18 protein-coding genes are annotated in these 20,748 nt (G+C 75.1%); 7 read left to right on the forward strand and 11 right to left on the reverse strand.

The window, feature by feature from the left end; genetic code table 11:
• The first annotated feature begins 29 nt into the window (after nucleotides 1-29).
• Together IF73_RS0104720 and IF73_RS0104725 are read left to right on the forward strand one after the other, a co-directional pair.
• A complete protein-coding gene (locus IF73_RS0104720) occupies nucleotides 30-593 on the forward strand; it encodes a DUF4291 domain-containing protein (RefSeq protein WP_031003705.1) in 564 nt (187 codons plus the stop codon).
• A 119-nt stretch (nucleotides 594-712) separates the two neighbouring features.
• Entirely contained in the window at nucleotides 713-1,753 is a 1,041-nt protein-coding gene (locus tag IF73_RS0104725) for a vWA domain-containing protein (protein ID WP_031003707.1), read from the forward strand.
• A 128-nt stretch (nucleotides 1,754-1,881) separates the two neighbouring features.
• Here the strand turns inward: IF73_RS0104725 and IF73_RS0104730 are convergent, their stop codons facing one another.
• Together IF73_RS0104730 and IF73_RS0104735 are read right to left on the reverse strand one after the other, a co-directional pair.
• Nucleotides 1,882-2,382, reverse strand: coding sequence for a hypothetical protein (locus IF73_RS0104730; RefSeq protein ID WP_234338158.1), 501 nt, complete (start codon nucleotides 2,380-2,382; stop codon nucleotides 1,882-1,884).
• A complete protein-coding gene (locus tag IF73_RS0104735; RefSeq protein ID WP_031003711.1) occupies nucleotides 2,379-2,783 on the reverse strand; it encodes a YunG family protein in 405 nt (134 codons plus the stop codon). Before IF73_RS0104735 ends, IF73_RS0104730 begins: the two co-directional genes overlap by 4 nt.
• 62 nt (nucleotides 2,784-2,845) lie before the next feature.
• Between IF73_RS0104735 and IF73_RS39345 the strand changes: the two genes are divergently transcribed.
• On the forward strand, nucleotides 2,846-3,310 hold the full coding sequence (locus tag IF73_RS39345) for a hypothetical protein (RefSeq protein WP_078867949.1): 465 nt from the start codon (nucleotides 2,846-2,848) through the stop codon (nucleotides 3,308-3,310).
• Nucleotides 3,311-3,383: 73 nt separating this feature from the next.
• Here the strand turns inward: IF73_RS39345 and IF73_RS0104740 are convergent, their stop codons facing one another.
• The 3 genes from IF73_RS0104740 to IF73_RS0104750 form a co-directional block, all read right to left on the reverse strand.
• Nucleotides 3,384-6,443, reverse strand: a complete 3,060-nt coding sequence (locus IF73_RS0104740) for a hypothetical protein (protein WP_031003713.1) — start codon at nucleotides 6,441-6,443, stop codon at nucleotides 3,384-3,386.
• Nucleotides 6,444-6,445: 2 nt separating this feature from the next.
• Nucleotides 6,446-8,344, reverse strand: a complete 1,899-nt coding sequence (locus tag IF73_RS0104745) for an HSP90 family protein (RefSeq protein ID WP_078867937.1) — start codon at nucleotides 8,342-8,344, stop codon at nucleotides 6,446-6,448.
• 323 nt (nucleotides 8,345-8,667) lie between these two features.
• A complete protein-coding gene (locus tag IF73_RS0104750; protein ID WP_031003717.1) occupies nucleotides 8,668-9,645 on the reverse strand; it encodes a hypothetical protein in 978 nt (325 codons plus the stop codon).
• 162 nt (nucleotides 9,646-9,807) lie between these two features.
• Here IF73_RS0104750 and IF73_RS0104755 point away from each other — a divergent pair, with 162 nt between their 5' ends.
• Complete coding sequence (locus tag IF73_RS0104755; RefSeq protein ID WP_031003719.1) at nucleotides 9,808-11,028, forward strand: glycosyltransferase; 1,221 nt, start codon at nucleotides 9,808-9,810, stop codon at nucleotides 11,026-11,028.
• A 25-nt stretch (nucleotides 11,029-11,053) separates the two neighbouring features.
• Here the strand turns inward: IF73_RS0104755 and IF73_RS0104760 are convergent, their stop codons facing one another.
• Nucleotides 11,054-12,046 carry an RNA polymerase sigma-70 factor gene (locus tag IF73_RS0104760; RefSeq protein WP_031003721.1) on the reverse strand — a complete coding sequence of 331 codons (993 nt, stop codon included), beginning with the start codon at nucleotides 12,044-12,046 and terminating at the stop codon, nucleotides 11,054-11,056.
• Nucleotides 12,047-12,241: 195 nt separating this feature from the next.
• Between IF73_RS0104760 and IF73_RS0104765 the strand changes: the two genes are divergently transcribed.
• Entirely contained in the window at nucleotides 12,242-12,721 is a 480-nt protein-coding gene (locus IF73_RS0104765) for a carboxymuconolactone decarboxylase family protein (RefSeq protein WP_031003723.1), read from the forward strand.
• 46 nt (nucleotides 12,722-12,767) lie between these two features.
• Here the strand turns inward: IF73_RS0104765 and IF73_RS0104770 are convergent, their stop codons facing one another.
• The gene (locus IF73_RS0104770; RefSeq protein WP_031003725.1) at nucleotides 12,768-13,292 is read right to left on the reverse strand and encodes a hypothetical protein; all 525 of its coding nucleotides are present in this window, start codon (nucleotides 13,290-13,292) and stop codon (nucleotides 12,768-12,770) included.
• A gap of 57 nt (nucleotides 13,293-13,349) precedes the next feature.
• Between IF73_RS0104770 and IF73_RS0104775 the strand changes: the two genes are divergently transcribed.
• Nucleotides 13,350-14,276 carry an aminoglycoside phosphotransferase family protein gene (locus tag IF73_RS0104775; RefSeq protein WP_031003727.1) on the forward strand — a complete coding sequence of 309 codons (927 nt, stop codon included), beginning with the start codon at nucleotides 13,350-13,352 and terminating at the stop codon, nucleotides 14,274-14,276.
• Between the two features lie 41 nt (nucleotides 14,277-14,317).
• On the opposite strand, the gene IF73_RS0104780 is transcribed toward IF73_RS0104775, so the two are convergent.
• Nucleotides 14,318-15,820, reverse strand: a complete 1,503-nt coding sequence (locus IF73_RS0104780; protein ID WP_031003729.1) for a carboxylesterase/lipase family protein — start codon at nucleotides 15,818-15,820, stop codon at nucleotides 14,318-14,320.
• Nucleotides 15,821-16,079: 259 nt separating this feature from the next.
• On the opposite strand from IF73_RS0104780, the gene IF73_RS0104785 reads away from it, so the two are divergent.
• On the forward strand, nucleotides 16,080-16,964 hold the full coding sequence (locus IF73_RS0104785) for an NAD-dependent protein deacetylase (RefSeq protein WP_031003732.1): 885 nt from the start codon (nucleotides 16,080-16,082) through the stop codon (nucleotides 16,962-16,964).
• A gap of 33 nt (nucleotides 16,965-16,997) precedes the next feature.
• Here the strand turns inward: IF73_RS0104785 and IF73_RS0104790 are convergent, their stop codons facing one another.
• Genes IF73_RS0104790 through IF73_RS0104800 form a run of 3 tightly spaced genes read right to left on the reverse strand, consistent with a single transcriptional unit; the run spans nucleotide 16,998 to nucleotide 20,367 of the window.
• Nucleotides 16,998-17,789, reverse strand: coding sequence for a sulfite exporter TauE/SafE family protein (locus IF73_RS0104790; RefSeq protein ID WP_031003734.1), 792 nt, complete (start codon nucleotides 17,787-17,789; stop codon nucleotides 16,998-17,000).
• 36 nt (nucleotides 17,790-17,825) lie between these two features.
• Nucleotides 17,826-18,623, reverse strand: a complete 798-nt coding sequence (locus IF73_RS0104795) for a helix-turn-helix transcriptional regulator (RefSeq protein ID WP_051716524.1) — start codon at nucleotides 18,621-18,623, stop codon at nucleotides 17,826-17,828.
• A 31-nt stretch (nucleotides 18,624-18,654) separates the two neighbouring features.
• Nucleotides 18,655-20,367 carry an amidohydrolase gene (locus IF73_RS0104800; protein WP_031003738.1) on the reverse strand — a complete coding sequence of 571 codons (1,713 nt, stop codon included), beginning with the start codon at nucleotides 20,365-20,367 and terminating at the stop codon, nucleotides 18,655-18,657.
• Nucleotides 20,368-20,748: the final 381 nt, after the last annotated feature.

Genomic DNA, 20,748 nt, shown 5'->3' on the forward strand with positions numbered 1-20,748 from the left:
TGCGGGAGGGCGGTGACAGGGTGCGGCGCATGGCAACCCCGTATGAGATCCGTGCCGACTTCGACGCCGACACGATCGTCGTCTACCAGGCGTACGCGCCCGCCCTCGCCGACGCGGCGCTGCGCGCGGGGCGGTTCGTGGCGCCGTTCTCGTTCCACCGGATGACCTGGATCAAGCCGTCCTTCCTGTGGCTGATGCACCGCAGCAACTGGGCCCGCAAACCGGGGCAGGAGCGGATCCTCGCCGTGCGGATCACCCGGCAGGGGTGGGAGGAGGCGTTGTCCCGGGCGGTGCTCACGACCGCGGACCCGGCCGCCTTGGCGCGGGCGGCCGTGCACGTCCAGTGGGATCCGGAGCGCTCGCTGCGCGGCGCGGCGCTGAACCAGTACAGCATCCAGGTCGGGCTCGGGCGCGACGTGATCCGGGCGTTCGCCGAGGACTGGACCGTCGGCCTCACCGACCTCACCCCGCGGGTCCGGAAGGCCGCCGCCCTGGTGCAGGGCGGACAGGCGGCCAAGGCCCGGCGGTTGCTGCCTCCGGAGCGGGTCTATCCACTGCCGCGGGCACTGGAGGGCCTCACCCTTCCCCGGTAGCCGGCCCGCCCTGGACGGCCGGCCTTCCGGGCGGAGAGGGCGGTTCCGGTCTCGGTCGACTGTCAGTGCCGGGTGAGACGGTAGGAACATCAAGTCGGCACAAAGACGGGGAGTTCGCCGTGTCCGTTTCCCAGAACTACATCAATCACGTCGCTCTCGTGCTGGACGCGAGCTCGTCCATGTCGCACCTGCGGAGCAAGGTCGTCGAGGTGGCGGACCAGCAGATCGCGTACCTGGCCCGCCGCTCGCGGGAGCTGGACCAGGAGACCCGGGTCACCGTGTACGTGTTCGCGGACAAGGTGCAGTGCGTCATCTACGACAAGGACGTGCTGCGGATGCCGTCCCTGAAGCAGCTGTACAAGGTCGGGGGGATGACGGCCCTGCTGGCCGCGGCGCTGAAGTCGCAGCGGGAGCTGGCGCAGACCGCGCAGCTGTACGGCGACCACAGCTTCCTGACGTTCGTCCTGACGGACGGGCAGGAGAACGCGAGCCACCGCTGCCCGGACGCGCCCAGCAAGCAGCCGCGCGCGCTGGTGGCGGCCGTGGCCGAGATGATCGAGAAGCAGGACGACAACTGGACGCTGGCCGTCCTGGTGCCGGACCAGATGGGCCGCCGCGAGGCCATGAACTGCGGCTTCCCGAAGGACAACGTGGCCATCTGGGACGCCACGAGCACCCAGGGCCTGGAGGAGGCCGGGCAGGTCATCCAGCAGGCCACCGAGAAGTTCATGGTGGGCCGCACCAAGGGCATCCGGGGGTCGCGGGCGGTGTTCTCCGTGGGCGCCGAGGCGGTGAACCAGAAGACCATCGCGGCGGCCGGCCTCACCCCGGTCGACGCGTCCGGGTACGCGCTGATCCCGGTGGCGCGTGACGCGGCGATCCGCGAGTGGGTGACCGAGTCCGGGCACACGTACAAGACCGGCTGCGCGTTCTACCAGCTGAGCAAGTCGGAGAAGATCCAGGCGCGGAAGAAGATCGCCGTGCTGGAGAAGAAGACCGACCGCGTCTACACGGGACCCGAGGCGCGGGCGCTGCTCGGCCTCCCCGACGAGGAGGTACGCGTCAAGCCCGACCAGAACGACGAGTTCACCATCTTCGTGCAGAGCACCAGCGTGAACCGCAAGCTCGTGCCGAACACGCGGCTGCTGCTGATGCACTGACCGAAGCCGCTGGGCCCGGGTGGCGTACGGGCGCGTGGCCTGTGGGAGCGGCGGAGGGTACGGGTCCGGCCGAGCGGGGCCGGGCCCGTACCCTCCGCCGGCACCGGGAGCGTGCCCCCCTCGGGGGGTCAGTCGTCGGCGACCTGGAGGGCGACGGCGTAGTGGGTGCCGTCCGTCCCCGCGAGGACGCTGTCGAAGATCGTGGTGAGCCCGTTCACGGCGCCGCCCGCGTCGTCGTGGTTGGTCCACCAGCTGCACTCGGGCCCGAGCAGCCGGACCACCCGGTCCGCCGTGCGCTCGGCGGCCTCGACGGGCATGTGGAGGTGGGTCGGCCAGTACAGGTCGACGGTCGCGAGGCGGGCCAGGAAGGGGGCCGCCTCCGCCGGTTCCAGCGGTTCCAGCGCGGCGCAGATCTCCGGGACGGGAGGCGGCACATAGCCGGGGATGAACCGCCGCCACTCCTCGTCCGCCGCGACCTCGGCCAGCACGGCGCGGATCCGTGCCGCCAGTTCGGGCAGATCGGGGTCCGGCTCAGTGAACCGTCCGGCGGCCACGAACACCCGTGACGGCGTGGCCAGGTCCGCCATGCCCGCGCGCAGTTCGGCGAGGAACGCCTCCGTGGACGTCACGCCGGCGCCCCCTCCCCGACCCCGAGCCTGTCCAGGACGCGGCCGCGGAGGATCTCGTACTCCTCCCGGAGTCTGCGCCACTCGGCGACGGGCGGGCGCGGGACGACGACGCCCTCGGTGACGCTCTCCTCCGGGCCGAACTGCTCACGGGTGAGGTCGATCTCGACGCCCGCGCCCAGGCGGTTCCACCAGTGGTAGTCCACCCGCTTCCCGTCGACGTGCACCTCGCCGCGGAGCAGTTCGCCGCCGAGGAGGTCGTGGAGCACCATCGCGGTCACCCCGCACTGGTCCCGCGCCGGGTTGTCCTCGGTCCAGCGGGACCGGTACTCGGGCGTGCAGGTCTCGGCGCTCCAACTGCTGCGCACGGCCCGTTCGATGTCGGAGAGGAGCAAGGGTGTCATGGCGGGGATCATGTCACCTGGCACGGACAATGGACGCACTCGGCAGGGGAGGGGTGGAGCTCATGGAGGACGACGAGGTACGCGCGCGGTTCGACGACCGGAGCCACGTCGAACTGATGCTGCACAGGCGTCGGCTCTCGGATTCCAAGCGGCAGAGGATCGAAGACATCGCCCACGCGCTCGGATACCGCCTGACGGGGAGCACGAGCGGCTACAACACCACGGTGCTCACCTTCCAACGCGTCGAAGCGCCCGACGCCCGCCGTCGTCGCGAGCTGACCATCGAGCGCCTGCGTGCCGGCGGTCCGGTTCTGCCGCCGCTGGCCGAGGCGCCTCCGCCACCTCCTCCTCCGCCACCGCCGGCGAACCACCCGTCGCAGACCCCCCGCCCGCGCGCCGGCGGCCTCCCGTCCCCGCCTCCCCCGCCCCCGGCGGCGCCGCCGCGGCGCGGCCCCCGTATCCCGCCGATGCCCTCCGTCCCGCCGCCTCCGCCGCCTCCGCCGACGTCGGGGTCGCCGATGAACTGAAGGCCCGTGCCCCGGCACGCGAAAAGGGGCCGGCCCCGGCCGGTCGGGCCGGGGTCCCGCCCCCCTTCGTCCGTCAGCGGGACAGGAACTCCTGTCGGAGGGCGTCCAGGACCTGGGCCGCCTCCGGGTGGCCGGAGTTGCGGCAGCGGGCCGCCGCCGTGGTGAGGCGGGCGATGGCCTCGTTGGTGCGCTCCAGGCCGTTGCCCTCGATGAGGGCGGCGACGCGGACCGCTTCGGCGCGCGCGAGTTCGCCCTCCTCGCCGCCGCCCTCGTGGGTGGCGACGGCGGCCTCCGCCTCCGGCAGGGCCTCCTCGAAGCGGCCCGCCTCGGCCAGGACGCGGGCGCGGCGGTAGTGGATCTCGCCGCGCTCGTACCAGACGGCGAAACCCTCCTCGCCGGGCGGCAGCGCGTCGAGGACCGCGTCGGCGCGGGCCAGGTGCGCCAGGGCCGCGTCGACGGGCTGGGTGCCCACGGCGCCTTCGGTCTCGGCGGTGTCGTGGCGCTGCATGGTGAGGCGTGCGAACTCCCGCAGCATCAGGCAGACGATCGGCGGGTTGGGGGCCTCGGCGTGGGCGGCGACGGCCCGGGCGTACGCCGTGTCCGCCGCGTCCCAGCGGTCGGCGAGGGCGAGGGTGGTCGCCGCCTCCGCCGCCACCAGGGTGAGGACGGCGCGGTCCTCCTCCGGCCAGCCGGCGACGGTGTCCGCGAGGCGGAGCAGTTCCTCGGCGGCGGGCAGGTACTCCTCCAGTTCGCGCAGGCCCCGGCCGAGGGTCAGGCGGGCCTGGGCGAGGGCCCGTTCGTCGGCGCCGGACGCCGCCTCGTCCGCGAGGACGGACTCCAGTACGGCCACCGCGTCGGCGTTGCGGCCGGAACGGCCGAGGACCATGGCGAGCTGGAGGCGCGCGTCGGTGGCCTCGCCGGGGTCACCGGCCTGGTCGAAGCGGGCCGCGGCCTCGGAGAGGTGGCGGACGGCGCCGTTGTAATCACCGAGGTGCGAGGAGGCGTGACCGAGCAGCATGTACGTCGGGGCCAGCGCGAAGGACGTGTCGTCGTACGTGACGGCGTCGGCGATCGCCGAGTGGAGGAGCTCCACCGCCTCCTGGGGCCGGTCCTGGGCGAGCAGGATCTGCGCGAGGAGGGCGGTCGGGCGCGGACGGCGCCAGGGCCGCCCGGCGGCTTCGAGGTCCTGGAGGGCGGCACGGAGTTCCCGCTCGGCGTCGGCCATGGCGCCGCGCCGGCCCATCATGTCGGCGACGAACTGGCGTGCGTTGGCGCTCTGGTGGGGGTAGCCGAGGCGCGTCGCCTCGGTGCGCAGGGTGTGGACGGCCTCCTCGAAGCGCTCCGTGAGGGCGTCGACGTCCTGGTCCTCCCCTCCGTCCCCGTCACCGGCCGCGTCACCGCTCGCCGCCTTGCCCAGGGCGGCGAGGAGTTCCTGGTACGCGGCGAAGGCCGCCGAGTAGCGGACGGAGAGGTACGCCAGGGTGCGCTCGGCGCGCAGGTCGGTCCCGAAGGACGCCTCCGCCTCGCCGCGCGGCTCGCCGTCGAAGGGGGTCTCCGCGAGCTGCTTGTCCACCGCGCGCAGCAGCTCGTCGAGCGCGGTGCGGGTCGCGGCGCGGTCCGGGGCGGGCTCGTCGTCGCGGGGGCTCGGGGAGGTGCTCCAGGCGAGGGTGCGGGCGCGGGCGGACAGGGCGTGCCAGGGCATGTCCAGTCGCTCGAAGTGCGCGACGGCGGCATCGAGTTCGGCGACGCCCTTGGTGTGCCGGTCGTCCAGCCAGTGCTTCTGGGCCTCGTGCTCGGCGAGTTCGGCGCGGAGCAGGTCCTCGGGGCCGAGGGTGGCGTCGTGCGGTTCGGTGGCGGTGGCGCGGCGTTCGGCGATGCGGGTCCAGAGCCGGGAGTCGCCGGGGTGGCCGTCGCGCGACATCCGGCGGGCCTCGCGCACGAGGGCGGCGAAGTCGTCGGGGATCGCGGTCCGGGCAGCGGCCGGCGGCGCGGTCGCGGGGGTGGCCTGCGCGGTGGCGCGGACGGCGGCTGCCGCGCGCAGGCCGAGCGGCAGCGGCTCGTCGAGCAGCGGGCGGCGGGCGAGCCGCTCCCGGCGACGGTCGCCGACGGCGCTGGTGCCGTTGCGGGCGTCGAAGGCGGCGGCGAGGGGTTCGGCCTCGGCGCGGACGTGGGCGAGGAGCTCGGCCGCCGTCCAGTCGCGGCCGGGCGGTCCCGCCACGGCGGTGGCGTCGTGGCCGTCCTCGACGAGCCGGGCGAGGAGCACCTCGACGCCGGTGAGGAAGCCGAGGCGGTCGAGCGGGGCGCCCGTCGCCTCGAAGAGGGGCCGGTTCTCCGCCAGGATCTCCAGGCCGCGGCCCTCGTTGCGGGAGAGGGCGCAGAACTCCAGGTGGAGGCCGACCTCGGCCTGCATGCCGGTGTTGCCGCGGACCTTGCGGTAGCCGGTGAGGTGGTGGGAGCGCGCCTCGTCGGTGCGGCCGGTGCGGAGCAGCGGCAGCAGGGCGCGCGCCTGGCTCATCTGCGGTTCCTCGCTGCAGACCTGCTCGCCGTCGAGGACGGGCCGCCAGATGTCGAGGGCCCTGGCGTCGTCGCCGGCGGTGACCTGGTACCAGGCGTGGTGGCGGGTCTCGCACGCCTCGCAGTCGCTGAGGTCGGTGCGGGGCCGGGTGGCCCACAGGTCGTACGCGTCGGGGACGCCCGTGCCGGTGTGCTGGGCGAGGTGGTAGCGCATGGCGGCCACGGGCTGGACGCCGTGGCCGGCGGCCTCGTACCGCTCGCGCATCTGGTCGATCCAGCCGGCGACCGTGGCCAGCGGCATCTCGGGGACCTGGAGGAGGGAGGTGGTGACCCACTTGAAGCGCCAGAAGACCTGGTGGGCCTCGTAGGGGCTGAAGGAGTCGGGGGCGGTGTCCCACAGCTTGAGGATGCGGGCGAAGGCGACGGGCGACTTGCGCTGCTCGCCGGTGAACTCGTACGCCGTCATCAGTTCGAGGAGCGCGGTGACGAGCACGTCGGGCTTCTCGAAGACCTCGGCGGCCTCGACGAGTTCCTCGGCGGTGACGGTGCGCGCCAGTCCGTGGGGGCGCTCGTGGTTCTCGCGGAGCGCCTCGACGACGGCCTCGGGGGTGTCCAGCATCTCTACAGTTCCTTCCGGGGCTCGGAGCCGGGGGCGGCGTCGCCCGGGTGGTGCATGGCGTGGGTGAGCAGGCCGATGAAGGCCCGGTTGAGCAGGGCGCTCTCGCTGGCGCGCAGCGGGCGGCGGCTGAGCAGCAGCGCCTGGCCGTAGAGGGCTTCGGCGGTGGTGACGGCGAGGCCGCGTTCGCCGATGGTGAGGGCCTGGCGGACCAGCGGGTTGAGGTGGTTGAGGACGAGCTGGGCGCGCGGGGTCTCGTTCCGGAGGGAGCCGAGGATGTCGGCCCACAGGCCGTCGCTGTCGGCGGCGAGGCTCGACCGGGTGCGTTCGTGGCGGGCGTCGCGGTTGTCGAGGAGCAGCGCGGGGGCGGTGACGGGCTGGAAGTCGCGCAGGACGACGTCGCAGTCGTGGACGCCGATGGTCTCGCGGGCCACGGCGAGGAAGGCGGCGGCGCGGAGTTCGGCGCTCGGGTCGACGGCGTCGAGGTGGGCGGTGACGGTGGCCGGGTCGAGGTCGGTGACGGTGGTGCCGGGCCGGATCTCGGGCAGCCGGTGGACGAGGTCGCGGTCGTAGGTGTAGCCGCCGTTGACGACGCCGAGTCCGGCGGCGGAGGCGATCGGCGCGACCTGGCGGAACTCCTCGACGCTGCGGGTGACCAGGAGCGTGGGGTGGGTCCGCGCGAACTCCTCCAGGGTGACGTTGCCGTCGGTGGTCTCGAACGGCAGCCAGGGCAGCACGATGCGCAGCAGCTCGTCGTCGTAGCGGGCGAGCGCCTTGACGGCGAGGTGGTGGGTGTCGATGAAGCGGTGGAGGAGGGCGGGGTCGCTGGCGGCGAGCCCGGTGAGCCAGTCGCGGATCCGGTCGCCGAGGGCGTCCCGTACGGCGGAGAGCGTGCCGTCCTCGTACAGCGACTCGCGGGAGGCGGTCGGCCGCAGGCTGGTGGTGTCGACGACGCAGCGGACGAAGAACGCCCATTCGGGGAGCAGTTCGGGCGCCTGGTCGGTGAGCAGCATGCCCTTGAGGTGGACGCGGTGGCCGGCGCGCTGGGCCGGGCTCACGGCGGTGGGCAGGACGTAGGCGACGCCGCGCAGTCCGGCGGCCGGCAGGTCCAGCTCGATGGTGTCGAGCGGGGTGAAGTCGAAGAGGTCGCGGCAGTACGCGGTGTACGCCTCGCGCTTGGCGAGCGGGGAGCGGTGGGTCCTCTCCCACGGCGGCGCCTCGTTGACGCGGTGGGTCTCGCCGCGCGGGTCGACGACGGTGACCTCGTGGCGGAGGAGTCCGCCGTAGTGCCGGGCGAGGGTGACGACCTGGTGGGGGCTGGTCCATTCGGCGTTGTCGGCGCGGGGGACGAGCTTCACCGTGGTGCCGGGCTCGGGGAGGGTCGCGGAGGGCAGGGTGCGGATGGTGTAGCGGCCGTCGGAGTGGCCGCGCCATTCGACGGTGGGCGCGGCCGGGTCGGCGGCGGACCGGCTCAGCACGGTGATCTCGTCGGCGACGACGAAGCAGGCGAGCAGGCCGATGCCGAACTGGCCGATGAAGTCGCCGCGTTCGGCGGCGATCCCGGCACCGTCCAGGGCGCCCTCGGCGGTCCGCTTGGAGCTGCGCCCGATGGTGGCGAGGAAGCGGTGCACGTCGGCCTCGGTGAGGCCGACGCCGGTGTCGGTGACGGTGAGCGTCTCGCCGGTGCGCACGGTGATCGTGCCGGGCGCGCCGGGGGTGAGGGCCTGGCGGGCGGTGATGGCGTCGACGGCGTTCTGCAGCAGTTCGCGCAGGTAGACGCGGGGGCTGGAGTAGAGGTGGTGGGAGAGCAGGTCGACGAGGCCGCGCAGGTCCACCTGGAAGGTGTGGGCGGTCTCGCCGGTCGGGGAGCTCGGGGTGTGCGGGGAGGTCTCGGAGTGGGACACCTGGCGCGGTCCTTCGGTGCGCGCCCGCGCGGTGTGGGGCGCGGGCGGGGTGCGATGGGGCGGGACGAGGGGTGGGACGAGGGACGAAGGGTGGTGTGAAGGGGCGGGTACGGGTGGGGGCGGCGGTCCGAGCGGGTTCGGGCCCGGGGCGTACCACCGCGGCGGTCCGGGGACGGCCACGGCGGTCGGCCGGACCGGGGCCGCGGGGACTGCCGTCCTGGGCCGGTCCCGGACCGGGGCCCGCCGTCCTGGGGCCGTGAGGGCCGAGGGCAGCGACCTGCCCCCGGGGCGTCCCGGGGAGGGTCGGTCGGCCCTGCCGCGGCTCAGCGTCCGGCGTAGGAGCGGTACTCCTTGTACGCCTTCGCCGGGTCGGAGCCGTTGAGGTAGTACCAGGGGAACTCGGTGACGCGTCCCTCCGTGGCCCGGAAGCACTCCCGCGCCGAGGCGACGTCGCCGGCGAGCGAGAACGCCATGGCGAAGGTGTTGTGGACCTGGAGCCAGCCGCGCCCGCGGACGAAGTCCGGGTGGCGGATGGAGTGGTCGGCCGCCTCGCGGAGGGAGGCGATCACCTCGGGCCGGCCGATGTACCGGGCGTCGGGGCCGGAGTCGAGGGCGAGCCAGTGCTCCAGGTGCGCGACGGCGACGAGCTGGCCGAGGAGCGTCCCGCCGGGCGCGCCGAACGCCGACGCGCGGGCGAAGGCGTGCATCTCCTCGTGGGAGCCGCTCCACTTCTCGCAGACCTGCTGCAACTGCTGCTGGTGCGCGCCCAGGTGGTGCGGGTCGCGCCGCACGGTCGCCTCGAAGCGCCGCCGCGCGATGTCGGGCCCGACCTGGAGTCCGCGCCCGGTGACCTGGAGGCCGTACCAGGGCGAGGTCCAGCCGGGCTCCTGCTCGGCGACCTCGTACAGCCAGGTCTCGGCCGTGGCCAGCCGCTCGTGGAAGATCTGGAACTGCTCGCGGGAGACGTCCCTGGCGCGGGCGGAGGTCCGGGCCTCCCAGCCCCAGCTGATGTGCCGGACGGCCGCGACGAGGCGCGGCAGCGCGGCGTCGGGTTCGGCCGCCATCACGTCGGCGATCCACCGCTCCACCCCGGCGACGTCCCCGACGGCCCACAGGAGGCCGGTGCGGTCCTCGCTCTCGGGCCGCGCGTCGAGGACGTCCCGTACGGTCGCCCAGTCCGCGGCCTCGGCGGCCGCGCGGACCCGCGGCACGTCCGGGTCGCCCGCGTCCTCGTCGACGCGCGCGACGGGCCGGCCCGTCCATCGTCCCAGCGTGATGCCCACGTCACGGAGCAACGCCATGTCCCCACCCCTTGTTGTGTTCACACGAGGTGGCTGATGATCGTCCCACCCCGTGGGTGTAGTGACTATCACGCGCGACCGACAATCGCACACCCGTATAGAGGTGCAGGTCAGGTCGGTCGGGTACCGGCGGCAGCGGGCGGAGAAGGGGGAGGGTGCGGCATGCGGGTGGTGTTGTCCACGTACGGGGCGCGCGGGAGCGTGGAGCCGATGGCGGGACTCGCGGTGCGGCTGCGCGAGCGCGGCGCGGAGGTACGGGTCTGCGCGCCGCCCGACGAGGAGTTCACGGAGCTGCTGGCCGCGGCCGGGGTGACGTCGGTGCCCGTGGGGGCGCCGGTGCGGCCGCTGGTGACGACGGTGAAGCCGGGCTCCGCGGAGGGGCTGGCACAGCGGGCGGCGGATCTGATGGCCGCGCAGTTCGGCGCGGTCGCAGAGGCGGCCGAGGGGTGCGACGTGCTGGTGGCGACGGGCCCGCTGCCGGTCACCACGGGCGCCCGGTCGGTGGCCGAACTCCTCGGCGTCCACTACGTGTACGTCACGCACACGCCGGTCGTCCTGCCCGCCCCGCACCAGCCGCCGCCGGGGCGGCGCGGCCGGCCGCTGCCGCCGGAGGTGAAGGACAACGACGAGCTGTGGGCCCTCGACGCCCGCCTCGCGGACGACATGTTCGGCGGGACGCTGAACGGGCTGCGGGCGTCGGCCGGCCTGCCGCCGGTCTCGGACGTCCGCGACCACGCCTTCACCGCCCGCCCCTGGCTGGCGGCGGACCCGGTCCTCAGCCCCTGGCCGCCGACCGGCCTCGGCGTCGTGACGACCGGTGCGTGGCTGCGCCCCGACGACGGCCGGCTGCCCGCCGAGGTGGCGGCCTTCCTGGCGGCCGGCGCCCCGCCGGTGTACGTGGGCTTCGGCAGCACGCCCCTCGGTACGCGGGCTCCCGGCATCGCCCGGGCGGCCGTCGAGGCGGTCCGGGACCGGGGCCACCGCGTGATCGTCGCGCGCGGCTGGGCCGGCCTCGACGCGCCGGACGCCGGCGACGACTGCCTGACGGTCGGCGAGGTCGACCACCGGGCGCTGTTCGGCCGGGTGGCGGCGGTGGTCCACCACGGCAGCGCCGGCACCACGACGACGGCGGCCCGGGCCGGCGTGCCCCAGGTGATCGTCCCCCAGGGCGGCGACCAGCCGTACTGGGCCGGCCGGGCGACCGCCCTGGGCATCGCCGTGACCCACGACGCCCCGACCCCCACCTCCGGCACCCTGGCGGACGCCCTGGCACGGGCGCTCCGCCCCGACGTCCGGTCACGCGCCCGGGCCGTGCGCGGGACGGTCCGGGACGACGGCGCGTCGGTGGCGGCGCGGCTGCTGTACGAGACCGCCGGCCGCTAGGCCCCGGTGCCCCGGGCAGGCGCCCTCACGTCAGCGGGTCGTCGTCCGCGTGGCGGCGCAGCGGCGTCTCGCGGTGGAGGTGGTGCAGCTTCTCCGGGTTGCGTACGGCGTAGAGGCCGGTGACCAGGCCGTCGGCGACGCGGAGGGCGAGGACGGTGTCCACGGTGTCGGCGGCCCGCGCGTCGCCGGCCGTCGCGGCGGGGTGGACGGTGAGCGCCGGGGCGCCGTTGATCTTCGCCGGGCGGAGGGACGCCGTGGCGGCGAGCCGCGCCAGCACCCGGGCGACCTGGTCCGCTCCCACGACGGGGGCGAGCGCGGCCCGGACCACGCCGCCGCCGTCGGTGAGGAGGACGACGTCGGGGGCGAGGGTGTCGAGGAGCCGTTGGAGGTCGCCCGTCTCGACCGCCCGGCGGAACGCCTCGACCGTACGCCGGGTCTCCTCCTCCGAGGCGGCTCCGCGCGGCCGGCGGGCGGCGACGTGGGCGCGGGCGCGGTGGGCGATCTGACGGACCGCGGCGGGGCTCTTGCCGACGGCCTCGGCGATCTCGTCGTAGCCGAGGTCGAAGACCTCGCGCAGCACGAAGACGGCCCGCTCGGTCGGCGCGAGCGTCTCCATCACCAGCATCATCGCCATCGACACGCTCTCGGCCAGTTCGACGTCCTCGGCCACGTCCGGGGCGGTCAGCAGCGGCTCCGGCAGCCAGGGGCCGACGTACGACTCCTTGCGCCGCCCGAGCGCGCGCAACTGGCTCAGCGCCTGGCGGGTGGCGATCCGCACGAGGTACGCCCGCGGCTGCCGGACGGTGCCGGGGTCGACGCCGGCCCAGCGCAGCCAGGTCTCCTGGAGGGCGTCCTCCGCGTCGGCGGCGGAGCCGAGGAGCTCGTAGGCGACGGTGAAGAGGAGGTTGCGGTGGCGGACGAAGGTCCGGGTGACGGCGTCGGTGCGGTCGTGGGTCTGCTGTCCGTCCGTGGCCGGGCCGGCCTCGGTGCGTGCGGTCGCGGTGGTGCGGTCGTTCATCGGCGGGTCCCGTCCCTCGGTGTCGCGTGCGTGCCGCGCACGAGACGCCGGCCGGCCCCGCCGTGTGACAGCGGGCCCCCGTGAGTCACGCCACACCGCCACGCCGTCACAGGATCCGGGCGGTCGGCGTCTTCTGGTCGTCCCGCGCCGCACCGCGTCGGACGACCCGATACGACCACCAGTGAGGACGACGCCATGGAACCCCGCTTCAACCTGTTCGACAGCCCGACCGCCGCGAAGGTCGCCAAGCGCTTCTACGCCACCTCGCAGGCCCTGGACGCCTCGACGCTGCCGAAGCCCCTGCGGGAGCTGGTCGAGCTGCGGGTCGGCCAGCTCAACGGCTGCGGCTTCTGCGTGGACGTGCACACCAAGGAGGCCGCGGCCGCCGGAGAGTCCGCGCGCCGGCTCCACCTGGTCGCCGCGTGGCGGCACAGCACCGTCTTCACCGGGGCGGAGCGAGCCGCGCTCGCGCTCGCGGAGGAGGGCACCCGCCTGGGCGACGGCGGGGTCTCCGACGCGACCTGGGCGGACGTCCGCGCCCATTTCGACGACGACGAGGTCGGCGCGCTGGTCTGTCTGGTCTCCCTGATCAACGCGGCGACCCGGATGAACGTCATCGTGCGCAACCCGGGCGGCTCGTACGAGCCCGGCGCGTTCGCCTCCCTGTCGGACTGACGCGGCGGGGGTGGGGGCGGGCGCGCGTCCGCCCCCACCCCCCACCTCACATACCGAACGCGTCTTCCGGCGCGCACACGGCCAGCAGGTCGGCGAAGGCGGCGTCGACGGCGTCGCCGGGGAACTCCCGTACGACAGAGCCGCCCGCCCCGGACGTGATGACGTAGCTCCATGCCAGGAAGGAGAGGCCACCCCAGGGCTCCCGGGTGTGCCTCCGCGTCAGCACCCGTCCGCAGCGGTCGCAGCCGATCCACGGCACGAGGACGTCGCCGGTGCCGCCGTCGTGCCCCTCGGCCTGCTCCGACAGCCGTACCGGGGACGGCTCCCCGTCCCCCCGGCACCGCAGGATCCGCGGCGTGAGGAGCTCCCGCTCGCCCCACCCCTCCGCGAGCACCGAGATCCGCGCCCTGTCGGTCTCGCCGATCGGCACCCGATGGTCGACGAGCCCGGAGACGAGCAGGCCGAGCGCCGCCTCCTGCTCGCCGACGGCCCAGCACTCCCCGGCCTCCCGCGCCTCGGCCTCCGGCAGCAGCGCGACGAGGCGGTTCCAGGTGTCGGCGTCGTCGGTCATCCGCCCGACTCTACCGACCGGCTCCGCGCCCGGGACGGACACCGTAGGTTGCTGCGCATGACGGACACGCGCACCCACTCCGGGACCGAGATCACCGCCGAGCTGATCCGGGAGCTGCTGCGGGAGCAGCACCCCGATCTGGCGGGCCTTCCGCTGCGGCTGGGGGCGCGCGGATGGGACAACCAACTGTGGCGGCTGGGCGAGGACTTGGCGGTACGGCTGCCGTGGGCGACGGATTCGGCGGACGAGCTGCTGCGCAAGGAGTACGCCTGGGTGCCGGGCCTGGTGGCGGGCCTGCCGCTGCCCACCCCGGTCCCTCAACGCCTCGGTGAGCCCTCGGAGTCGTTCCCGCGTCCGTGGCTCGTCACCACGTGGGTTCCGGGCAGCCCGGCCGACCTCTCCCCCGCCACGCGCGCGGAGGACTCCGCCGACCGCCTCGCGGCCTTCCTGACGGCGCTGCACCGGCCCGCGCCGGAGGGCGCGCCGGTCGGCAGCGGACGCGGCGGCCCGCTCTCCGCCCAGTCCGATTCCTTCCTGGAAGGGCTGGCCGCGGCGACCGGGATGGGCCTGATCCCCGATCCGGACGCGGCCCGGGCGCTGTGGGACGATGCCGTCGCGGCGCCCCCGTGGCCGGGGCCCCCGGTGTGGCTCCACGGCGACCTGCACCCGGCCAACGTCCTCACCGAGGACGGCACTTTCTGCGGCGTGATCGACTTCGGGGAGGTGTGCGCGGGCGATCCGGCCTGCGACCTGGCCGCCCCCTGGGTCCTGCTCCCCGACGGCGCCGCCGACCGCTTCCACCGCGCCTACCGCCCGACGGCGGACCCGGCGACCCTCCGCCGCGCCCGGGGCTGGGCGCTGTGGCGCGCCCTCGGCGGCCTCCTCGTCGGCGAGGCCGGCCGCCAGGGCCGCCCCGGCGGCAAACCGAGCTGGGGCCCGCCCGCCGCCCTGGCCCTCCGCCGCCTCCTCGCCTCCGCCGCGTAGAACGCCGCTCCGGGGCGGCGGACGGCCCCGGTCCTGGCGGGTCAGGGGCGCAGGACGGGGAAGTCGGCCTTCGCCCACACGGCGCGCGGAGGGGCGGGGAGCCGGCCCGGCGGCTGGTCCTCCGGCCTCCAGGTGTGGACGGGCTCGGTCGTGCCGGCTGCGAGCGGTGTCCAGCCCGGGTCGCCGGTCGTGGCGAAGTCGGCCCAGGCGCGGACCATGCGGCGGGCCATCGACCGGTCCTCGGGGGTGGGGGTGCCGCCGATGAGGAAGGACAGGCGGGGGTCGTCGTGGTTGCCGAAGGCGAAGGGAATGTCCGCGCAGTGCCAGGCCCGGACGGCGGCGCCGTCGGCTCCCCCGCGGCGGCGGTCGAAGCGGGACAGGTACGTCCGGCCGCCCGCCGCCGCGTGGGCCTCGGCGAGCCGGTGGGCGAACTCGCCGAAGAGCAGGTCGCCGAAGACGGCGAGGTGGACGTCGCGGACCGGGGCGTGCGGCAGTGCGGCGCGGTAGCCGGGGATCAGCTCGTCGGGGAGGCCGAAGTCGGCGGCGAAGCGGGCGAGTCGCGTCTCGGTGGAGATCCTCGCGCAGCTGCCGACGGCGTCGAGGAGCCAGTACTCCTCCGTGGTGTGGCAGACCAGCAGGTCCACCTCCCGGCCGGCTCCGGCGGCCAGTGCCGCGAGGGGGTCCGCGGGCAGGTCCCCGCCGTCGAGGACCGGGGCGAAGAGGGAGGGGTCGTAGTGGCGGGAGCCCGACGCGGGGTCGTTCCGGTACGCCTCGACCACCTGGTCCGCCGCGGCGAGCAGCTCCCGCGGCGTCGCCGACGCCAGGCCGGCGGCGGTGGCGGGGCGGCCCGCGGCCGCCGCGATCTCGCGGGTGGTCGTCTCGGCGATGTCCGGCGTGTGGAAGACGCTGGCCGGGCTGTGGGCGACGGCCCGGTGGAAGAGGCCCCGGGCCCGCTCCATCACCATCAGGCAGGCCACCGAGGCGGCTCCGGAGGACTGGCCGGCGATCGTGACGTTGCCGGGGTCGCCACCGAAGCCGGCGATGTTCTCCCGTATCCAGCGCAGGGCCGCGACCTGGTCGAGCAGCCCCCGGTTGCCGGGAGCGTCCGGCACATGGCCGAACCCCTCGAAGCCGAGCCGGTAGTTGAGCGTCACCACGACCAGTCCGGCGCGCGCCAGGGCCGTACCGTCGAAGTCGGGCTGGGCGGAGGAGCCGAAGGTGTAGGCGCCGCCGTGGAACCAGACCAGCACGGGCAGGCGGCCGCCGCCGATGTCGGCGGCCGGGGTCCAGACGTTGACGGTGAGGACGTCCTCGTCGCCGGGCGACCAGACGGGCGCGCCCGGGAGCTCCGCCGACTGCGGCGCGATCGGCCCGAACTCCGTACCGTCCCTGACCCCGCTCCACGGCGCGGCCGCGACCGGCTCCCGGAACCGGTGCGACCCGAACGGCGGCGCCGCGTAGGGGACGCCGAGCACGGCGACGACGTCGTCCGCGGCCCGGAAACCCCGGACGGTTCCGCTCGTCGTCTCGAAGACGTCGTTCACGAGGACTGCCTCATCTCTCTTGTACGGAGGGCAACTCGCGGGCAGTGCGGGGCGCCGGGACCCACCTTCGCGTCCCGCGACCGGCCAGGTCCAACACCGCGACCATCATGATCCACGCACGTGTGTTGTGAATGGACCGGCACCGTCCATCCCCCCCCCGTCCCCGCCCGACCGGCCCGAACCCCCGCGCCCGGCCCCCACACCCGCCGTCCGGGCCTCGTCGGCGCGCTTCCCGGGTGTCCTTTCGTACGCTGGCGGCATGCGTATGCGGCCTACTTTGAGCTGGACACCGACCGAGGACCTGCCGCCGGGCACCACGGACCTGGAACCGGTCGTCTCGGTGGTGCGGGCGGGGCGGGTGGTGGTGCTCAGCGGGGCCGGGATCTCGACCGAGTCGGGGATTCCGGACTACCGGGGCGAGGGCGGGAGCCTCAGCCGGCACACGCCGATGACCTACCAGGACTTCACCGGCGGCGCTCCGGCGCGGCGGCGGTACTGGGCGCGCAGCCACCTCGGCTGGCGGACGTTCGGGCGGGCGCGGCCCAACGCCGGGCATCGGGCGGTGGCGGCGTTCGGCCGGGCGGGGCTGCTGACCGGGGTGATCACCCAGAACGTCGACGGGCTGCACCAGGCCGCCGGCAGCGACGGCGTCGTGGACCTGCACGGGAGCCTCGACCGGGTGGTCTGTCTCGGCTGCGGAGACGTCAGTGCGCGGCGCGAGCTGGCGCGGCGGCTGGAGGAGGCCAACCCCGGCTTCGACCCGGTGCCGGCCGCGATGAACCCGGACGGTGACGCCGATCTCACGGACGAGCAGGTCGCGGGCTTTCACGTGGTGCCGTGCGTGGTGTGCGGCGGTGTGCTCAAGCCGGACGTGGTGTTCTTCGGCGAGACGGTGCCGGCGGCGCGGGTGGAGCGCTGCCGGGAGCTGGTGCGGGAGGCGGCGTCGGTGCTGGTGCTGGGGTCGTCGCTGACGGTGATGTCGGGGCTGCGGTTCGTGCGGCAGGCGGCGGAGGCCGGTACGCCGGTGGTGATCGTGAACCGGGATCCCACGCGCGGTGACAAGCTCGCCGCCGCCCGGGTGGCCCTGCCCCTCGGGAAGGCGCTGACCACGGTCGCGGAGCGGCTGGGCGTCCCGGTGGATTGATCCGATCCCCCGGCGACCGGAACCCGTCGGCTGTCAGGTCAGGGCCTGGCCCGCGTACAGGGCCCCGATCGTCGTGGCGAGCGCCCCGAGGAGGAGGCGGAGGGCGCGCTCGGGCAGCCGGGGCTGGAGGCGGGCGCCGACGTAGCCGCCGATCAGACCGCCGAGGCCGCAGGCCAGGCCGAGCCACCAGTCGGGCGCGATGTCGCCCGTGCCGGCGAGGGACAGGACGGCGTAGGTCGCCGCGCCGACGACGGACGTCACGAACGTGGTCGCGAGGGCCGCCGGCGCGACCCGGGCGACGGGCAGGCCGCGGGCGACGAGGACCGGGCCGAGGAGGGAGCCGCCGCCGATGCCGTAGATGCCGCCGACGACGCCGACGGCGAGGGCGAGGCCGGTGAGCACGCCGGGCGACGGCTCGGCCGCGGGGGACGCCGGGCCGGGGCGGCGCGCCGGGCGGAGGGTGCGGGCGCACAGCCACAGGCCCAGCGGGAGGAGGAGCCCCGCGATGAGCAGGCGGTAGACCGTCGGGCCCGGCAGGGCGTGGACGCGGATCACCGCGCCGGCCACCACCCCGGGCAGCGTCCCGGCGACCAGGCGCCGGGCGAGCGGGCCGCGCAGCGCGCCGTCGCGGCGGTAGCGCCACAGGGCGCCGGGGCCCGCCACGACGTTGAACAGCAGGTTCGTCGGTGTGACCGCCGGGTTGGGGACGCCGAAGACGCTGAGGTGGACCGGCAGCAGGAAGACGGCGCCGGAGACGCCCACGGGCGCGGTCACCACCGAGATCAGCAGACCGGCGAGCACGCCCGCCGCCGGCGTCCACTCCACCGCCGCCCTCCCCCCTGCTCCCCTTGCCGCTTCCCGTCAGTATCCGCTGCCCGTGTCCGGGGCGGTCAGCGGGAGGGCGATGCCCCAGGCGGCGGCCCGGGCGGCGGCCGCCGCCCGGTTGGGGACGTCGAGCTTCGCGAGGATGTGCTCGACGTGGGTGCCCACGGTGCGCGGGGTGACGTACAGCCGCTCGGCGATCTGCCGGTTGGTGCGGCCGGCCGTCAGCTCGGCCAGCACTTCGAGCTCGCGCGGCGAGAGCCCGCCGGGCCGCTCCGGGCCCGGCGCGGGTCCGGCCGCGGCCTCCTGGTCGGGCGGGGCCTCGCAGGAGGCCACCGCCGCGGCGAGGGACTCGGTGAGCAGGGTGACGACGGCGCGGGCCGGGTCGGGGGTGCGGCGCCGGCCCCGGACGCTGATGTTGAGCATGCCGACGTACCGGCCGTCGGCGGCGAAGAGGCACTGGGCCACGCCGTCCTCGATGCCGAGCGGGGCCAGGACGTCCTGGAAGCCCGGCGAGGCGGCCAGCAGTTCCTCGGGTACGTCCCCGAGCCAGAGCCCGCCCCGGGCCGGGCCGCGCAGCACGGTGAACACCGGGTCCCGGTGGAGGCGGGTCTCGATGTAGGCCGTGGCGTCCTCGGGGTAGCTGCCCGCCAGCGTGGTGTGGCGCCGCCGTCGGGGGTCCCACCGGCTCAGTGAGGCGTGGTCGTGCTCCACCACGTCCGCCAGGGCCGCCAGGACCGTGTCGGCGCCCGCCTCCCCGGCCGTGGCGCTCCTGGCGGCCTCGCGGACGCGGAGGGCCGAGTCCAGGATGTCCGTCGTGTCGCGCCGTGCTGCCATTCCTCCAGGATGATCATCCGTCCGGTGGACGTCAATCGCGCAGCGTGTCGTGGACGATCCGCCCGTCCATGACGGTGAGGACGACGGGCATCTCCGGGATGGCGTGCGGGTCCGCGCCGAGCAGGTCCCCGTCGACCACGCACAGGTCGGCGGCCTTGCCCGGCTCCAGGGAGCCCTTCCAGTCGTCGGCGAAGTCCTGCCAGGCGGCCACGACGGTGTACGTGCGGATCGCCTCGGCCAGCGCGATGCGCTGCTCCGGGCCGCTGACCCGGCCGGCCGCCTTCGACTCGCGCAGCACCATGGTGGCGACGCCCTGGCGCCAGTCCGGGAGGGTGACGGGGGCGTCGGAACCGCTCGCGACCCGCACGCCGGCGTCGAGGGCGTCACGGTAGGGCCAGGCGTAGGCGGCGCGGCCGGCGCCGACGAACTCCTCCTCCATGTCGGCGACGGTCCACTTGATGGTGGGGTTCATGTTGACGCCGTAGTCGTGGGCGGCGAGCACCTTCATGGCGTGCGGGGTGAGGAAGTCGCCGTGGATGACGTAGTGACGGGCGTCGGTCCTCGGGAGGGCGGCCGTGGCCTCGGCGAAGGCGTCCGCGACGGTGTCGATGGCCCGGTCACCGGTGGCGTGGACGCCGAGCTGGTGGCCGGCGGCGTGGGCGTGCCGGATCATGGCCCGGATCTCGGCGACCCGCTCGTCGTCGAGCTCGCCGCCGACGCAGAGGGAGCCGCAGCCGCCGCCGACGTACGGCTCGTGCATCCAGGCCGTCTTGTTGGGGACGATGCCGTCGGCGAAGATCTTGACGCCGTGGACGGCGAGGCGGCGCGGGTCGGCGCCGCCGGCCGGGTCGGAGGCGTCGAGGGCGTCGAGGTTCCGGGCGAACTCCTCGGAGGTGCTCGCCATGCCGGTGGGGAGGAGCAGGATGCCGACGCGGGCGGTCAGCTCGCCGGCGGCGAGCAGCTCGCGGTAGACGTCCAGGGTCTCCGTGCCCATGGTGCCGCGCATGATGCCGTCGCCGCCGGGGCCGAGACCGGGCTCGGTGTAGCTGGTGACGCCGAGTCCGGCGAGGGTGGTGAGGGTCGAGCGGATCGCGTCGGCCCGCTCCCGCCGGCTGAGCGGCGGCAGCGCGTTCTGGACGAGCGCCTGCGCGCCCTCGTGGAGCAGGCCGGTCGGCTCCCCCGCCTCGTCCGTGACGATGGCGCCGCCGGGCGGGGCGACGGTGTCGCGGTCGACGCCGATGAGCTCCAGGGCCTTGGAGTTGACCCAGGTGGCGTGGCCGGAGAAGGAGTACAGGACGACGGGGTGGTCCGGGCTGACCGTGTCGAGGTCGGTGCGCGAGGGCAGCCGGGAGGGGTCGGCGACGCACTCGTCGAGATAGCCGGTGTCCCAGCCGTGCCCGGTGATCCACTGCCCCGCCGGGACGCGCCCCACGGCCTCCCGCACCGCCTCGGTCACGTCGGCGAGGGAGGCGACGGCGGGGTGGCTCAGGTCGAGGGAGAGCGGCGGGGAGGACATGCCGAAGGCGGCGCCGTGCAGGTGGGAGTCGTTGATGCCGGGGAGCAGGGTCGCGCCCTTCAGGTCGACGACGCGGGTGTCCGGTCCGACGTACGGGGCGACGTCCTCCCGGCTGCCGACGGCGCTGATGACCGGGCCGGTCACGGCCAGGGCCTCGGCGACGGAGAACTCCGCGTCGACCGTGACCACACGGCCGCCGACGAACACCAGATCCGCATACGTGTCCACTGAGGGTCCTTTCGAAGAACAGGCGCACCACAGGCGCCCGCGAACGATCTCCCCAGGACTCTGCCGAAACCCGCCCTCGCCGCACATCGGTCATTCCACCGATACGGGCGTGGGGCCGAAAGGGTGCTCCTGCCGGCGGACCGCGGGCGCCCCCCGCGCGCCCCGCCGAACGGACAGGCGGGGCAGGTCAGGACGGGATGTCCGCAGATCCGTTTGGCATCTGAATCCCCAGGATCTCCACCTCTGCTGGTCCCGATGGCGGAGCTCTCGGTTAATAGCAACACGTGGGCCATGCCAGCGAGTTGGTGTCTCCTGTCGTCACCCGTCGCCGCCCGTACCCGTTAGGGGCAGCTAGGACGGGAGCTCTTCCCGCCGGACGAA

It is taken from the genome of Streptomyces sp. NRRL F-5727 (assembly GCF_000719555.1).
Taxonomy (GTDB): Bacteria; Actinomycetota; Actinomycetes; order Streptomycetales; family Streptomycetaceae; genus Streptomyces.

What these genes read in the sequence shown, in the direction of transcription:
- IF73_RS0104720 (WP_031003705.1), top strand. Translation starts at nt 30, where the DNA reads ATGGCAACCCCGTATGAGATCCGTGCCGACTTCGACGCCGACACGATC.
- IF73_RS0104735 (WP_031003711.1), bottom strand. Translation starts at nt 2,783, where the DNA reads ATGACACCCTTGCTCCTCTCCGACATCGAACGGGCCGTGCGCAGCAGT.
- IF73_RS39345 (WP_078867949.1), top strand. Translation starts at nt 2,846, where the DNA reads ATGGAGGACGACGAGGTACGCGCGCGGTTCGACGACCGGAGCCACGTC.
- IF73_RS0104740 (WP_031003713.1), bottom strand. Translation starts at nt 6,443, where the DNA reads ATGCTGGACACCCCCGAGGCCGTCGTCGAGGCGCTCCGCGAGAACCAC.
- IF73_RS0104750 (WP_031003717.1), bottom strand. Translation starts at nt 9,645, where the DNA reads ATGGCGTTGCTCCGTGACGTGGGCATCACGCTGGGACGATGGACGGGC.
- IF73_RS0104755 (WP_031003719.1), top strand. Translation starts at nt 9,808, where the DNA reads ATGCGGGTGGTGTTGTCCACGTACGGGGCGCGCGGGAGCGTGGAGCCG.
- IF73_RS0104760 (WP_031003721.1), bottom strand. Translation starts at nt 12,046, where the DNA reads ATGAACGACCGCACCACCGCGACCGCACGCACCGAGGCCGGCCCGGCC.
- IF73_RS0104765 (WP_031003723.1), top strand. Translation starts at nt 12,242, where the DNA reads ATGGAACCCCGCTTCAACCTGTTCGACAGCCCGACCGCCGCGAAGGTC.
- IF73_RS0104770 (WP_031003725.1), bottom strand. Translation starts at nt 13,292, where the DNA reads ATGACCGACGACGCCGACACCTGGAACCGCCTCGTCGCGCTGCTGCCG.
- IF73_RS0104775 (WP_031003727.1), top strand. Translation starts at nt 13,350, where the DNA reads ATGACGGACACGCGCACCCACTCCGGGACCGAGATCACCGCCGAGCTG.
- IF73_RS0104785 (WP_031003732.1), top strand. Translation starts at nt 16,080, where the DNA reads ATGCGTATGCGGCCTACTTTGAGCTGGACACCGACCGAGGACCTGCCG.
- IF73_RS0104795 (WP_051716524.1), bottom strand. Translation starts at nt 18,623, where the DNA reads ATGGCAGCACGGCGCGACACGACGGACATCCTGGACTCGGCCCTCCGC.